Origin of the sequence: Micromonospora sp. R77, assembly GCF_022747945.1 — a bacterium.
Lineage (GTDB): Bacteria > Actinomycetota > Actinomycetes > Mycobacteriales > Micromonosporaceae > Micromonospora.
Map to the genome: position 1 here is coordinate 3,104,979 of NZ_JALDST010000001.1, position 14,557 is coordinate 3,119,535.

The 14,557-nt window shown below is 74.1% G+C and carries 13 protein-coding genes and 1 pseudogene; 8 read left to right on the plus strand and 6 right to left on the minus strand.

Annotation, left to right across the window (positions count from 1 at the left end):
• Nucleotides 1-112 precede the first annotated feature (112 nt).
• The 3 genes from MRQ36_RS14500 to MRQ36_RS14510 all read left to right on the plus strand — a co-directional run bounded on the left by MRQ36_RS14500 (nucleotide 113) and on the right by MRQ36_RS14510 (nucleotide 2,912).
• Entirely contained in the window at nucleotides 113-571 is a 459-nt protein-coding gene (locus MRQ36_RS14500; RefSeq protein WP_242795979.1) for an Lrp/AsnC family transcriptional regulator, read from the plus strand.
• A gap of 391 nt (nucleotides 572-962) precedes the next feature.
• Nucleotides 963-1,763 (plus strand): SDR family oxidoreductase, encoded by an 801-nt coding sequence (locus MRQ36_RS14505; protein WP_242795981.1) that lies wholly within the window; start codon nucleotides 963-965, stop codon nucleotides 1,761-1,763.
• Nucleotides 1,764-1,820: 57 nt separating this feature from the next.
• Nucleotides 1,821-2,912: a PLP-dependent cysteine synthase family protein gene (locus MRQ36_RS14510; protein ID WP_242795983.1), complete on the plus strand. Its 1,092-nt coding sequence runs from the start codon at nucleotides 1,821-1,823 to the stop codon at nucleotides 2,910-2,912.
• A gap of 34 nt (nucleotides 2,913-2,946) precedes the next feature.
• Here MRQ36_RS14510 and MRQ36_RS14515 read toward each other — a convergent pair whose 3' ends face one another.
• The 3 genes and pseudogenes from MRQ36_RS14515 to MRQ36_RS14525 form a co-directional block, all read right to left on the minus strand.
• Nucleotides 2,947-3,567, minus strand: a complete 621-nt coding sequence (locus MRQ36_RS14515; protein WP_242801110.1) for a putative glycolipid-binding domain-containing protein — start codon at nucleotides 3,565-3,567, stop codon at nucleotides 2,947-2,949.
• Between the two features lie 348 nt (nucleotides 3,568-3,915).
• Nucleotides 3,916-5,384 (minus strand): annotated as a pseudogene (locus tag MRQ36_RS14520) (DEAD/DEAH box helicase); the annotation flags it as partial.
• A gap of 199 nt (nucleotides 5,385-5,583) precedes the next feature.
• Nucleotides 5,584-5,991, minus strand: coding sequence for a hypothetical protein (locus MRQ36_RS14525; protein ID WP_242795985.1), 408 nt, complete (start codon nucleotides 5,989-5,991; stop codon nucleotides 5,584-5,586).
• Nucleotides 5,992-6,372: 381 nt separating this feature from the next.
• Here MRQ36_RS14525 and MRQ36_RS14530 point away from each other — a divergent pair, with 381 nt between their 5' ends.
• Nucleotides 6,373-7,056 (plus strand): hypothetical protein, encoded by a 684-nt coding sequence (locus tag MRQ36_RS14530; protein ID WP_242795987.1) that lies wholly within the window; start codon nucleotides 6,373-6,375, stop codon nucleotides 7,054-7,056.
• 344 nt (nucleotides 7,057-7,400) lie between these two features.
• Here the strand turns inward: MRQ36_RS14530 and MRQ36_RS14535 are convergent, their stop codons facing one another.
• Nucleotides 7,401-8,993: a C40 family peptidase gene (locus MRQ36_RS14535; protein WP_242795989.1), complete on the minus strand. Its 1,593-nt coding sequence runs from the start codon at nucleotides 8,991-8,993 to the stop codon at nucleotides 7,401-7,403.
• A 244-nt stretch (nucleotides 8,994-9,237) separates the two neighbouring features.
• Here MRQ36_RS14535 and mqnE point away from each other — a divergent pair, with 244 nt between their 5' ends.
• The 4 genes from mqnE to MRQ36_RS14555 are packed head-to-tail and all read left to right on the plus strand — an operon-like array spanning nucleotide 9,238 to nucleotide 11,642.
• Nucleotides 9,238-10,407, plus strand: coding sequence for an aminofutalosine synthase MqnE (gene mqnE / locus MRQ36_RS14540; protein ID WP_242795991.1), 1,170 nt, complete (start codon nucleotides 9,238-9,240; stop codon nucleotides 10,405-10,407).
• Between the two features lie 11 nt (nucleotides 10,408-10,418).
• Nucleotides 10,419-10,844 carry a hypothetical protein gene (locus MRQ36_RS14545; RefSeq protein ID WP_242795992.1) on the plus strand — a complete coding sequence of 142 codons (426 nt, stop codon included), beginning with the start codon at nucleotides 10,419-10,421 and terminating at the stop codon, nucleotides 10,842-10,844.
• Nucleotides 10,845-10,889: 45 nt separating this feature from the next.
• Nucleotides 10,890-11,171: a DUF4229 domain-containing protein gene (locus MRQ36_RS14550; protein ID WP_242795993.1), complete on the plus strand. Its 282-nt coding sequence runs from the start codon at nucleotides 10,890-10,892 to the stop codon at nucleotides 11,169-11,171.
• A gap of 24 nt (nucleotides 11,172-11,195) precedes the next feature.
• On the plus strand, nucleotides 11,196-11,642 hold the full coding sequence (locus MRQ36_RS14555) for a hypothetical protein (RefSeq protein WP_242795994.1): 447 nt from the start codon (nucleotides 11,196-11,198) through the stop codon (nucleotides 11,640-11,642).
• Nucleotides 11,643-11,789: 147 nt separating this feature from the next.
• On the opposite strand, the gene MRQ36_RS14560 is transcribed toward MRQ36_RS14555, so the two are convergent.
• Nucleotides 11,790-13,130, minus strand: coding sequence for a C39 family peptidase (locus MRQ36_RS14560; RefSeq protein ID WP_242795995.1), 1,341 nt, complete (start codon nucleotides 13,128-13,130; stop codon nucleotides 11,790-11,792).
• A gap of 29 nt (nucleotides 13,131-13,159) precedes the next feature.
• Nucleotides 13,160-14,497: a C39 family peptidase gene (locus MRQ36_RS14565; protein WP_242795996.1), complete on the minus strand. Its 1,338-nt coding sequence runs from the start codon at nucleotides 14,495-14,497 to the stop codon at nucleotides 13,160-13,162.
• Between the last annotated feature and the right edge of the window lie 60 nt (nucleotides 14,498-14,557).

A 14,557-nucleotide genomic window follows, 5' to 3' on the forward strand; every position in this document is an offset into this window, starting at 1 on the left:
GTTACCCCCGGCAAAGCCTCCTTGGCGCTGAGTCCGTAAATAGTTACGCGTTGTCATGCTCAACGGGTGCCGGGTGCGGGACGTTACGGCCGGGCGGCTAGGGTCACAATCCGTGGACGCGATCGACATGAGCCTCGTGGAGCTGCTCCGCGGCAACGCCCGTCTGTCGTACGCCGAGCTGGCCCGCCAGGTGGGCCTCTCCGCGCCGGCGGTGCACGAGCGGGTCGGCAAGCTGGAGTCGAGCGGGGTCATCCGGGCGTACCGGGCAGAGGTCGAGCCGGAGGCCATCGGGCTCGGGGTCACCGCGCTGATCGGCATCGTTGAGGACTCCGGCGGGGACACCGACGACGTGCTGGAGGCGTTCCGGCAGATGCCCGAGATCGAGTCCTGCTACTTCATGGCCGGCGTCGAGTCCTTCCTGCTCAAGGCGCGGGTCGGCACGATCGTCGAGCTGGAGCAGTTGATCGTCCGGCTGAACCGCACCCCCGGCGTCGCCTCCACCCGGACCGGCATCGCCCTGTCGACCAAGTGGGAGAACCGCCCCCAGCCCATCGAGCTGCCCACGCCGTGAGCTTCACGGCACGGGCCGGCGCTTTGGCTCGGCCGCAGGCCCTGGCCGCCCGTCAGCACCGGTGTCCGGTCGGGCGGGAAGCGATGCCGGCGGGGGACCCGATCCCCACTTCCGCGCCTACAGCTTTGATGACGTAAATGAATCAGCGGCCGTTGCGCCGTCGGCCACGCCTGTCGGCCGTCGGCTGTGGCCGTGCTGATTCATCTACATCATCAAAGCTGTAGCGGGTTGACGGAGAGGTCGGGCCCGCGCACGGGTCTGGCGCCGCTCGGCCGCCCGGCGATACCGTGCGCCGATGACGACGCCACCGCCCGGCCCAGCCTCGGGGACGCGCCAACCCGGGGAGGCAGGGCGGGCCGCGAAACCCGGGCGGGCCACGGGGGCGGCGGTGGTGACGGGGGCGGCCGGTGGGCTGGGCCGGGCCATCGCGGCAGCGCTGCACGCCGACGGCTGGGCCGTACTCCTGACCGATCTGGACGCGGACGCGGTCGCCGCCGCCGCGGCCCCGCTCGGCGGCTGGTCCCGGGCACTCGACGTCCGCGACGAGGCGGCCTGCGCGACTGTCGCCGCCGAGGCGGCGGCCGGTGGAGCGGGCGGTGGGCTCGGGCTCTGGGTGAACAACGCGGGGATACTCGCGACCGGGCCGTCCTGGACGCAGGACGCGGCGACCCGCCGCCGGCTGGTCGAGGTCAACACCCTCGGCGCGATCAACGGGACCCTCGCCGCACTGGAGATCATGCGGGCCCAGGGTCACGGGCACGTCCTCAACGTCGTCTCGCTCGCCGGGCTGATCGCCGCGCCGGGCGAGACGATGTACGCCGCCAGCAAGCACGCCCTGCTCGCGTTCAGCCTCGGCACCCTGAGCGACCTGCGGATGGCCGCGCTCCGGGACGTACACGTGTCGTGTCTGTGCCCGGACGGGATCTGGACGCCGATGCTGCACGACCGGCTCGACGACCCCGGTGCGCTGGCCTCCTTCACCGGGTCGATGCTGACGCCCGAGCGGGTGGCCGTCCGGGCCGCGCGGCTGGCCCGCCGGCCCCGGCCGGTGGTCAGCCTGCCGCGCTGGCGCGGCGCCCAGGTACGCCTCCTCGACGCGCTGCCCCGGCTGGCGCTCGCGCTCACCCCGGTGATCCGGGCCGCCGGGCGGGCCGGGCAGCGTCGCCAGCGCCGCCGGGCCGGCCGGCGGTAGCCGGAGACCGGCCTACCGGGCCGGATGTGGGCGGGCCTCACTTGTAACGTTGCCGGCGTGACACATCTGGACCGGTGCGACGAAGCCAGCCGGACGTGGGTGACCGCGGCGATCGCCGCGGTCGAGGCCGACGCCAACCGGTCCGCCGACACCCACCTGCTGCCCTTCCCGCTGCCCCGGGAGTGGGGCGTCGACCTCTATCTCAAGGACGAGTCGGTGCACCCCACCGGGTCGCTGAAGCACCGGCTGGCCCGCTCGCTCTTCCTCTACGGGCTCTGCAACGGCTGGATCGGTCCCGAGACGACCGTCATCGAGGCATCCTCCGGCTCCACCGCCGTCTCCGAGGCCTACTTCGCCCGGATGCTGGGGCTGCCGTTCATCGCCGTGATGCCGGCCTCGACCTCGCCCGAGAAGATCGCCCAGATCGAGTTCCAGGGCGGCCGCTGCCACCTCGTCCAGGACCCGGCGAAGGTGGTGATCGAGGCCCGTTGGCTGGCCGAGGACACCGGCGGGCACTTCATGGACCAGTTCACCTACGCCGAGCGGGCCACCGACTGGCGGGGCAACAACAACATCGCCGAGTCGATCTATGCGCAGCTCGCCCTCGAACGGCACCCCGTACCGGCGTGGGTGGTGGTGGGCGCCGGCACCGGCGGCACCAGCGCCACCATCGGCCGGTACGTCCGCTACCGGCGGCTGCCCACCAAGCTCTGCGTGGTCGACCCGGACAACTCCGCCTTCTATCCCGCCTGGCAGGCCGGGGACTGGTCCGTGCACACCGGCCGCGGCTCCCGGATCGAGGGGATCGGCCGACCCACCGTCGAGGCGTCCTTCCTCCCGTCGGTGGTGGACCGCATGGTCCAGGTGCCGGACGCCGCCTCGCTGGCCGCGATGCGGGCCGGCTCCGCGGTGCTCGGCCGGCGGGTGGGCGGCTCCACCGGCACCAACCTGTGGGGCGCCTTCGGACTCATCGCCGAGATGCTCGCCGCCGGGCGGACCGGCTCGGTGGTCAGCATGATCTGCGACGCCGGCGACCGCTACGCGAACACCTACTACGCCGACGAGTGGGTGGCCGGGCAAGGGCTCGACCTGGCACCGCACCGGGCCACCATCGACCGCTTCCTGAGCACCGGCACCTGGCCGGCCTGACCCACCGTCCGGTCCCGGCCCCCGGCGTCGGCGCTCAGCGCGGGCCGACCCGCTCGGCCAGACCCGGGTAGCGCACCACGTAACCCTCCGGGTCCACGTCCAGGTCGGCGCTGAAGGTGTCGCTGGCGAACCGGACCCGGGCCGGCCCGAGCGACGAGTAGACCTGCTCGGCGGGCACCACCACCAGGCTCGGCACCAGCACCCAGGCCACGGTGACCCGACGGGCCTGGTCGGCCGGGCCGCGGGCCAGCCCGAGCCGGCGTACCGGCAGGGTGTTGAAGAGCGGGGAACCGCCCAGGTCCACGTCGATGGCGTCGGCCAGCCGGTCCGGGTCGTCGGTCCCCGGCAGGCCGGCCGGCGGGTGCCCGGCCGCCCGCAGGGCCGCGTCCAGGTCACCCTCCTCGCCGGTCCGCACCCGCCAGCCGTCCCCGGCGCGTTCCAGGCGTACGCTCCGCGACCAGCCCGCCCCCTCGGCCTCCACCTCCAGCCGGGTGGTGGCCCAGTCCGGCCCGGTCGCCAGCTGATAGCGGCACGTGTACGGGACCGGGTCCACCGCCAGCACGGTGCCCCGCGCGGTCAACCCCTGACGGTCGTCGAAGCTGACGTGTTCCGCCCCGGCGGTGTCCGTCCGGCTCCAGTAGAGGGACTTCGGCATGGTCGGCATGAACCGGACGTTACGCCACCCGCCGGACCCCGGCACGGAATGCGGAAACGCCGCCGCGGAGCGGGTGCTCCACGGCGGCGTCGGTCCGTCAGGTCAGTGGGTACGCGCCGGCGGTCGCCCGCCGAACCCGCGCCGATCGTCGCGCGGCCGGTCGTCCCGGCCCCGCCCCTCGGTGCGGAACCCGCCCCGGCGGTCCGCCGGACGGAAGTCGCCACCCCGCTCGCCGCGGGTGTCCCGGTCGCCGAACCGCCGGTCGTCGGCCGGCCGGTCACCGAACCGCCGCTCACCCTGCGGCCGGTCGTCGAAACGACGCTCACCGCGCGCGTCCCGGTCGCCGAAGCTCCGACCGCCGGTCGGACGGTCGCCGAAGCGTCGCTCACCGGTCGGCCGGCCGAAGCGCTGCTCGCCCCGGTCGTCCCGGTTGACGGAACGCCGCTCCCCGTACGAGCCACGGTCGGCGGTGGGCCGGTCGCCGTACCGGCGCTCGCCCCGGCCGTCCCGGTCGCCGAAGCGGCGCGGGCCGGACGACCGGTCGCCGTACCGGCGCTGCTCCGCGGCTCCTCGCGGACCGGCACACCGCTCGGCGCCTGCGCACCGGTCAGCTCGGCCAGGGCCGGGTCGCCGGCCCGCACCCGGGCCTCCGCCGGCTCGACGCCCGCCTTCTCCAGCATGGCGAGGGTGGTGCGGCGCTGCTTCGGCAGCACCAGGGTCGCCACCGCGCCCGACTCGCCGGCCCGGGCGGTACGTCCCGCCCGGTGCAGGTAGTCCTTCGGGTCCTTCGGCGGGTCCACGTGCAGCACCAGGGAGACCCCGTCGACGTGGATGCCGCGGGCCGCCACGTCGGTGGCGACCAGCACGTTCATCCGGCCCTCCCGGAACTCGGCGAGGGTCTTGGTACGCATCCGCTGGGTCTTGCCGCCGTGCAACCCACCGGCGCGTACGCCCACCGCGGCGAGCTGCTCGACCAGCCGGTCGACGCCGAGCTGCGTACGGGCGAAGAGCATGGTCCGGCCGGCACGGGCCGCGATCGAGGCCGCCACGGCGAACTTGTCGTGCGGCGGGATCAGCAGCAGGTGGTGGTCCATGGTGGAGACCGAGGCGGTCGACGGGGCGGTCGAGTGCGTCACCGGGTCGTTCATGAACCGCTTGACCAGCGAGTCGACGTCACCGTCCAGGGTGGCCGAGAAGAGCAGCCGCTGGCTGTCCGCCGGCGTCTTCGACAGCAGTTCGGTCACCTCGGGCAGGAAGCCCATGTCGGCCATCTGGTCGGCCTCGTCCAGCACGGTGATCTCGATGTCGTCGAGCTTGCAGACGCCCCGGGCGATCAGGTCGCCGAGCCGCCCCGGGGTGGCCACGACGATCTCCACGCCCCGGCGGAGCGCGTCGATCTGCCGGTCGTACGGCACCCCGCCGACGGCGGTCTTGAGGAAGATGCCGACGGCCTTGCCGAGCGGCATCAGCGCGTCGTTGACCTGCATCGCGAGTTCCCGGGTGGGGACCAGGACGAGGGCGCGCGGGTGCAGCGGCCGGGCCCGGTTGCGCTCGGCGAGCCGGGCGATCACGGGCAGGCCGAAGGCCAGCGTCTTGCCGGAGCCGGTCTGGCCCCGGCCGAGCACGTCGCGGCCGGCGAGGGCGTCCGGGACGGTGGCCCGCTGGATCTCGAAGGGGGTGGTGATGCCCTGGCGGGCCAGCGCGGCGACCACCGGCTGGGGCAGCCCGAGCGCGGCGAAGTCGGGGGCGTCGGTGGAGTGCTCCACCGGGGCGTCGGAGACGGACGGGGACGTGCTGGGCTCAGCGAAGGTGGTCAAGAAATGCCTTTCGAGCGGGGCGCATCTTCGCGATGGCCCGCCGCAGCTGAACGCCGCCGAATCGCCCGCAAGATCGCCCATGGGCGCGCAGATCCGCGCGCCGGGTCAGTGATCTACACCAGTGTACGGCGCTGCGCCGAACCCGCCACCGCACCGCGAGGTCGTAGTGGGCGGGCTCACCATGCCCCGCCGGTGGCGCTCACTTGGTCAGCAGGTTGCCGGTCAGCCCGCTCACCGCGTCGTCGGCGAGCAGCACGACCAGCACGCTGACGGCGACCAGCAGGCCCAGCGCCGCGGCCAGCACGATCACCACCCGGGTGTTGCGGGACCGGGCCGCCGGAGCGTCCTCGGCCCAACCCTGGGCCAGGATGTGCCCGGTCAGCGAGCCGGAATTCTCCAGCTGGTTGGCCTGGGGGAGCGACACGGTGGCGAATCCGGGGCCCTCGGTGCCGCCGTAGACGGTGCTCGCCAGGTCGCGCTGCCCGAGCGGCGCGGCCGACCCGCCGGACCGGGCCGGCGGTGCGCTTGTCGGGTACGTCGCGGCGCTCCGGTGCGCGGTCGGGTTGGTGGGCGGCGGCCAGGCGGGCAGCGCCGCCGCCGGCACCACCGGCGGCCCGGATGTCGGCGCAGCGGGCGGTGCGGAAGTCGGCGCAACCGGGCGTGCGGAGGACGACGCGATCGGCGGCGCGGAGGTCGGGGCGATCGGCGGCGCGGAGAAGGCCGCCGGCGCGGAGGCCGTCATGGCGGGCGGCGGCGGGAACGGCGGGGCCGGCATCGGGCCCGGCGGCGGCGGAGGCGCGGGGACCGGCGGGGCGGGCGGCGGCACCGGCGGCCCGGGAACCGGCGGATCGGACCGGGTGGGCCCGGCCGCGGTGCGGGCGGTGACGGCACCGGGAACGGACGTTCCGGCTCCGGCACGGGCGGTGCCGGCGAGGGCGGGGTCGGCCCCGGTACCGGCGTGGGAACCGGCTCCGGCCCCGGTACCGGCGTGGGAACCGGTTCCGGCTCCGGCGCGGGCGGCGTGGGCGGCTGCACCGGCTCCGGCGGCTGGGCCGGCTCGGGCGGCTCCGGGTTGACCGGTGCCGAGCGGTATACCTTCGTCCCGCCGGCCCGGGCCGCCACGGCGGCACCGGCGGCCCCTGCCTCGTCGGCCGAGAGCCGGCTCAGTCCCGGCACCGAGGCGCTGGCCCGGGCGGGAGCCGCGCCGGCGGTGCTGCCCCGCTGCGCGGGCACGCCGCTCGCCGGCGACACGGCGCCCGCCGCCGCTGCTGCCACCGCGTTCGCTGCCGCTGGTGCGGCGCTCGCCGCCGCCCCCTCTGTGCCGCTCGCCGCCGGCCCTACGGCGCTCGCCGCAGGTGCCTCAGCGCTCGGCGCAGGTGCCACGGTGCTCGCCGGTGGCGGTGGCACGGTGCCCGTCGGCGCGAGCGAGCCGGCCGGGGCGGATGCGGCGCCCATCGGGGCGTCCTGCGGCGGGGTCGGTCGGTCGGCCTTCCGCTCGGCGGCGGCGAAGCCGGACCAGCTCGACGGGGCGGTCGGTACGCCCGGGCGGCGGCGGTCCAACGGCGGGACGGATTGCCCGGTCGGTGGTGCCGGCCGCTCCGTCGGCACCGGGGCGGGAGCGGCGGCGGTCCCATGCGACGGGGGCGTCTCGCTCGGTTGGCCCGATCGGTAGGTGGTGGCGGTGGCCGGGGCGGCGGGCCGCTCCTGACCGGACGGTGGAGCGGCGGCACCGGCGACACTGACCCGGGCGCGGGCCACCGTGCTGGCGGGCCGGGCGGACGGCACGGAGCCGTCGGGGAGGTCGGTCCCGTCGGTGGCGCGGTCCGGCTGCGCCGCGGGCCGGTCGGTGGGGTCCGGCTCGGATCCGGGGTCGACCCGCTCCGCCGGAACCTCTTGCTCGCCCATGCTCGCCCTCCGCGCCCACGCTCGCACCGGACCGCGGCATCGGCCCGGAGTGCCAGGAACTCAACCGTGCCACATTCCGGGCCGGCAGCACAGCCGGAGTGGACGGTTGGGTCAGCTGCTGGCGCTCGGGCTGCCCGAGGCGGCCTCGGAGGTGCTGTTGCTCGGGGCGATGCTGCTGGTCGTCGGGCTGGGCTCGGTGCTCGTCGCCGAGCTGGGGGCCGTCGACGGCGAGGTGGACGGGCTCGGCGACGGTGACGTGCTGGGCGACGGCGAGGTCGTCGGGCTCTTCGTCGGGCTCGGCGTGGTGCCGGTCGGCTTCGGCGTCGCCGTCCGGGTCGGCTTCGGGCTCGCGGTCCTGGTGGGCTTCGGCGTGGCGCTCGGCTTCGGCGTCGTGCTCGGCTTGGGCGTACCGGTCGAGACCGGCGGCACGGGGATCGGCCGGACCGGGCCGGCCGGGGCGGGCACCCCGCCGATCACCCGGGTCGCGGCATAGAGCCGGGTCCAGCGGACCACCGAGATCTTGACCACGTCGCCCGTCCGGGGCGCCTCGACCATCCGGCCGCCACCGATGTACATGGCGACGTGGTGGATGGAGGTCCAGCTGCTGCCGGAGGCGAAGAAGAGCAGATCGCCGGGGAGCAGGGCGGTCGGGTCGACCGTCCGGCTCCGGGTGGCGTAGTACTGGTCCCGGGAGACCCGGGGCAGGTCGTGGTAGCCGGCGGACTCGTAGGCGGCCAGCATCAGGCCGGAGCAGTCGAACCGGTCCGGCCCTTCGGCCGCCCACAGGTAGGGGTCGCCGAGCTGGGCGAGGGCGTACCGGACGGCGGCGAGGGCCTTCGGGTCGGCGGCCAGGCCGCTGACGCTCTGGCTGCTGACGTACGACGTGCCGATCCGCTGCTCGGCGGCGTCCTCGCGCTTCTCGATCTCGAGCAGCTGCGCCGCGTTGTCCCGGCGGAGCTGGAGCAGGATCGCCTCCTGCCGGTGCAGGTCGGTCTCGGCCCTGGTGAACTCCTGCGTCTTGGTCCGGACGCGCAGCTCCGCGGCGGCGTACGCCTCGCGGGCGATCTTCTCGGCGGCGGTGGCCCGGGCGACCTCGCCGTCGGCCGCGGTGGTACCCCCCTCGGCCCGGTCGCCGCGGACGATCCGCTGGAGCCGGTCCAGGTCACGCAGGTCCGCGCCGAACTCGCCGGGCGGCAGCGCGGCGGCGGCCTTGACCGCGTCGGCGGCGGCGTCCTTGGCGTTCTCCTGGGCCTTGGCGAGCGCCTCCTGGGCCCGCTTCAGCTGGGTGCCGGCGACGGTGAGCTGGCCCTGCGCGTCGTCGCGTTCCCCCTTGATCTGCACCAGGTCGTCACCGAGCCGGCCGACCAGCGCGTCGACGGCGGTGATCTGCGCGATCAGCGGCCCCGCGGCCGGGTTGGCCGGGGTGATCGGCGTGGTGGGCGCACCGGGGACGCGGCCGGGGGCGGTGCCCGTGCCGGGCCGGACCGGGACGGAACTGGGCAGTTGCAGGCTGCCGGTGACGACCGGACGGGTGCCGGCGTCGGGGATCCGGTCGGGCAGCGGTGGCTCGGCCCAGGCCGGGGTGGCGAGGGCGGCCGCGGCGACGGCGCCGAGCAGTGCGGACCAGAGCGCCGGACGCAGCACCGGCGAGATCACCGGGCCCCGACGTCGTGGTTGCCGCCGCCCGTGCTGCCTGTCGACCATTCCGCTCCCCGTCCGGTCTGGCGTGGTTCCGCGCCGGATGGGCGCGGAGATCCAGGACGGTACCGGTGTGTGTGTTCCGCCCCACCCTGTCTTACCTCACGTCGACAAGGTTGTCGATGCGCGACGGGTGAGAGTCCGCTGAGAGTCCGGTGAACTACGTCGCTGGGGTCGACCGGCCCGCCGGTTCGTCGGAGGACCGACGTACGCTCGACCGGGACCGCAGGTGGAAGGGACGTGGCTTTCGATGGACGCCGGACTCAAGCGCGAGCTCGAAGCGAAGGTGTACGCGGGCGAGCGGCTGACCCGCGAGGACGGGATCGCCCTCTACGACAGCGACGACCTGGCCTGGCTGGGGCGGCTGGCGCACCACAGGCGCACCGAGCTGAACGGCGACCGGGTGATGTTCAACGTCAACCGGCACCTCAACCTCACCAACGTCTGTTCCGCCTCGTGCGCGTACTGCTCCTTCCAGCGCAAGCCGGGGGAGAAGGACGCCTACACGATGCGGATCGACGAGGCGGTCCGCAAGGCCAAGGAGATGGAGGACGAGCAGCTCACCGAGCTGCACATCGTCAACGGCCTGCACCCGACGCTGCCCTGGCGCTACTACCCCAAGGTGCTGCGCGAGCTGAAGGCCGCGCTGCCCAACGTGAAGCTCAAGTGCTTCACCGCGACCGAGGTGCAGTGGTTCGAGAAGATCAGCGGCCTGTCCGCCGACGCGATCCTCGACGAGCTGATGGACGCCGGCCTGGAGTCGCTGACCGGCGGTGGCGCGGAGATCTTCGACTGGGAGGTCCGGCAGCACATCGTGGACCACGAGTGCCACTGGGAGGACTGGTCGCGGATCCACGCGCTGGCCCACTCGAAGGGCATGAAGACCCCGGCGACGATGCTGTACGGCCACATCGAGGAGCCCCGGCACCGGGTCGACCACGTGCTGCGGCTGCGTGAGCTGCAGGACGAGACCGGTGGCTTCGCGGTCTTCATCCCGCTGCGCTATCAGCACGACTTCGTGGACTCGGCGGACGGCAAGATCCGTAACCGGATCCAGGCGCGGACCACGATGGCGTCGCCGGCCGAGTCGCTGAAGACCTTCGCGGTCTCCCGGCTGCTGTTCGACAACGTCCCGCACGTCAAGTGCTTCTGGGTGATGCACGGCCTCTCGGTCGCGCAGATGTCGCTGAACTTCGGCGTGGACGACCTGGACGGCTCCGTCGTGGAATACAAGATCACCCACGACGCCGACTCGTACGGCACCCCGAACACGATGCACCGGGACGACCTGCTGCACCTGATCTGGGACGCCGGTTTCCAGCCGGTCGAGCGGGACACCCGCTACAACGTGGTCCGGGAGTACGACAAGCCCTCCTCGCTGGCGGAGCGGCGCGCCGAGCCGCAGCAGGTCTGGGCCTGACCCGCGCACCGATGACCGAGCAGCAGCAGCGGGCCTTTCCGCGGCGGGACGCCGACGGGCGCATCCTCACCCTGGGCGACCTGCTCGGGGTGAGCCTCGCCGGCCTGGTCATCGGGGTGCTGGCGCTGGTGCTCTTCGAGTGGGCCTTCGCCTCGGTCGGGGCGGGCAGCTTCGGGCGTACCAATGGCTGGCTGGCGGTGATCCTGCCGCTCTGGCTGTTCTGGGACGACTTCCGGGCCTGGGAGTTCGGCGCGGCCCGGGTGGTCGCGGCCCTGGTGGCCGCCGCGGTGGGGGTCTTCGCCGGGCTGCTGACCGCGGGCCTGGCCGCCGACCTGCCGCCGCTGGCCTCGGGCGCGCTCGCCGCGGCGGTCTTCACCCTGGCGTACGCGGTGATCTGGTTTCATGGCGTCCACTGGCTGGCCCGGCGGACGGGCTGAACCTCCCGCCACCGGCACTGCCGTTGCGGAGATCGGAGTACGACCTTGAGTGCGGCGGTCAAGTACACGCTGGGCCGGATCGGGCTGTTCGTCGCCGTGCTGGCGGCCCTCTGGTTCGTCGAGATGAACATGTTCCTCCGGCTGATGCTGGCGCTGGCGTTCTCCGCCGCGTTGTCGTTCTTCCTGCTGCGCGGTTGGCGGGACGAGATGGCCGGCGAGATGGCCGAGGCGTCGGAGCGGCGGCGGGCCGAGAAGGAGCGGCTGCGCTCCGCGCTGGCCGGTGACGACCAGCCCGCCGAGGACGGCCCGGGAGAGCACCGCGGTTGACCCGCGCCGCTAGGGTCGGCGGTCGTGGTCAAGAAGATCGTCACGTGGGTCCTGAGGTGGGTCGTGCCGCCGGTCGTCGCGCTGGTCGCCCTGGGCGGGATCGGCTCCGAGGTCGGGCCGGCCTGGCAGGCGAGGTCCGGTGCCGGCACCCCCGGGACCTTCACCGCCGTCCACGAGAGCTGCGGCCGGCAGGCCTGCACCTGGTACGGCGACTTCGCGCCCGCCGACGGCTCGGCGGTCCGCCGTGACGTCATCCTCTACGACTCGCCGGACGGGCTGGCGCGGGGCGGCACGGCGGCGGCCCGCGACACCGGGGCCCGGGGCGTCTTCGCCGACGCGGGTGGGAAGTTCTGGCTGGCCGCCACGGTCTTCGCCGCGGTCGGCATGGCCGTCGGGCTGCTCTGGCTGGTCTGGCTCGTCCGCGCGATCCACCGCCGTCGCGGCACGCCCCGCCCCGCGCAGGCCCGCTGACCGGCCCGCCCCGCGCAGGCCGCGGGCCTGCCCCGCCCGGCGCAGGCCCGCTGAACGGACCGTCCGGCCGGGTCCGCTGCCCGGCCCCGGACGGGGGACAGGGCCCCCGCGCACCGGATGCGGTGAGCAGGGGCCCCGTCCCGACGGTCACCAGTTGGTGGAGCCGGGGATCACCGGCCAGGGCCGGTCCGCCGGCTTGATCAGGTACGCGATGCCACCCGAGCCGGAGGCCACGGAGCCGTTGGCCCGGTGCCGCTTGGTCCGCAGCCAGATCTGCTCGAACTGCTCCCGCTTGTAGACGTTGCGCACCTCGGCGTCCGAGGAGGAGGCGGGGTCGTTGACGATCACGTCACCGTCTGCGGTGAAGCCGACCACCACGAAGAGGTGCCCGGCGGTGCCGTAGTTCGCCCCGTCCAGCTCGCTGGCCAGGAAGGACTGCGAGGTGACGACGGGGATGCCCGCCTTGATGAAGCGTTCCACCTCGTCCAGCGAGTGCAGCCGGGTGACCCGCGCGTCCAGGCCGGGGAAGCTGGCCGCGTACGCGGTGTTGAACGGCCAGTTGCCGGCGCCGGAGTACTCGTAGTCGTAGGTCATCCGGGCGGCGTGGTCGACGGTGGGGTCGGCGTACGCCGGGTCGACCCACGCGGTGTCCTCGGCCGAGGGCTTCCGACCCCAGTACTCGACCACCATCTCGGTGGAGGTCGGTGAGCACCAGGCCTCGCCGCCGTTGTCGTACTCGGGGTACTCGCCCCGGTGGATGTTCTGCGAGTAGCGCGGCACGGGCAGCTCGGTGCCCCACGCGATGCCCCCCTTGCTCGGGGTGACGGTGAACCGGTCGGGCACGTTGGAGGCCATCGCGCCGAGCATCCGGACCCGGGGCGAGGCGGTCTGCCCCGGCGCGCGGTAGAGGGTGAGCCGCAGCTGGTACGCCCGCAGCAGCACCCCGGCCGTCGCGTCGTCGATCGAGAAGGTGTCGGTCCAGATGCTCGACCAGGGGTCGCCCTGGCCGTCCAGGGTGGCCCGCTTGATGTCCTGGTCGCCGGAGGCCCAGCGGCCCATCACGTACCAGGGGGTCTGGTTCCCGGTGTTGTAGGTGCCCTGGAGTTCGACCTGGATCCAGGTGCCGGCCGGGGTGTCGGCGTTCCACGAGGCGACCAGTTCGGTGGCGTCGAAGCCGACCTGCTGCTCGGGGGAGGTCCAGGTGGCGTACTCCCAGGTGCGGGTGGCACCGGTGTGCTCGTCGGTGAACGCGGTGGTGCCGGCCGGCTGGCCGATGGTGATCCCGGTGCGGTGCCCGGGCACGGCGTACGTGCCCTGGTGGGTGCCGCCGCGCCAGTCCGGGTACTTCGAGAACTCATGGAAGGTGACCTGCTCGTCGTGCGCGACGACGGGCAGGTTGTTGTCGGCCTGGGCGGGGACCGCCGTGCCGAGCAGGGCGAGCGCGGCGACGCCGGCGAGGGCGACCGCCCGCAGGGCTGGTCTGACCATGTGAACTCCGAAAGGTGGGAAGGGGTGGGTCACCAGTTGGTGGAGCCGGCGACCGCCGGCCAGGCCACCGTGGTGGGCTTGATCAGGTAGACGATGCCGCCGGACCCGCTGCCGGTGCCGCCGCTGGCGGTGGTCCGCCTGGTCCGCTGCCAGATCTGTTCGAACTGGTCCCGCTTGTAGACGTGCCGGACGGCGGCGTCGGTCGGCGAGGCCGGGTCGTTGGCGATCACGTCGCCGGTGGCGGTGAAGCCGATCACCGTCATCAGGTGCCCGGACGTGCCGTAGCCCGCCCCGTCCAGCTCGCTGGCCAGGAAGGACACGCTGGTCGCCACCGGGATGCCGGCCGCGATGAAGTACTCCAGCTCGGCCAGCGAGTGCAGCCGGGTCACCTTGCCCTCCAGCCCGGGGAAGGTGGCCGCGTACGCGGTGTTGAACGGCCAGTTCCCGGCGCCCTGGTACTGGTGGTCGTAGGTCATCCGGGCGGCGTGGTCGACGGTCGGGTCGGCGTACGCGGGGTTCACCCAGGACGTGTCGGCCGGGGACGGCTTGCGGCCCCAGTACTCGACCAACATCTCCGTGGAGGTGGGCGAGCACCAGGCCTCACCGCCACCGTCGTACTCGGGGTACTGGCCGGCGTGGATCTCCTGCGAGTAGCGCGGCACGGCCAGCTCGGTGCCCCAGGCGGTGCCGCCGGTGCTCGGGGTGACGGTGAACCGGTCCGGGACGTTCGAGCTCATCGCGCCCACCGAGCGGAGCACGGGGGAGACGGTCGACGCCGGGTCCCGGTAGAGGGTCACCCGGAGCTGGTGGGCGCGGAGCAGCGTCCCGGCGGCCGGGTTGTCGATCGCGAGGGTGTCGGTCCAGACGCTGGAGGTCTTGTCGGTCTGCTTGTCGACGCTGGTCCGTTTGATGTCGGCGTCGCCGGAGGCCCAGCGGCCCAGCACGTACCAGGGGGTCCGGGCGCCGGTGGTGTAGGTGCCCTGGACCTCGACCTGGAGCCAGGTGCCGGCCGGTGTGTCGGCGTTCCACGAGGCGACCAGTTCGGTCGCGCCGAAGCCGACCTCGGTGAGCGGCGCGGTCCACGTCCCGTACGCCCAGGTGCGCCGGGTGCCGGTGTGCGGGTCCCGGTAGACGGTGGTGCCGACCGGGGTGGCGAGGATGAGGCCGGCGGCGGTGGCCGTGGTGCCGGCGCCGGTGCCGGCGGACCAGCCGGTGCCGGACCAGCCCTGCCAGGTGACCTGTTCGTCGTGGGTGACGGTGACGCCGCCGGTCGCGGGGCGGCCGGCGGAGACGGGGGCGGTGGTGCCGAGGAGGGCGAGCGCGGCGAGGCCGGCGACGGCGGTCGCGCGCAGGGATGTCTTGACCATGGCAGCTCCACAGGAGGACGACATCGTTGCCGTTCACTGTCGCGCCTGGAAGGAAGTTTC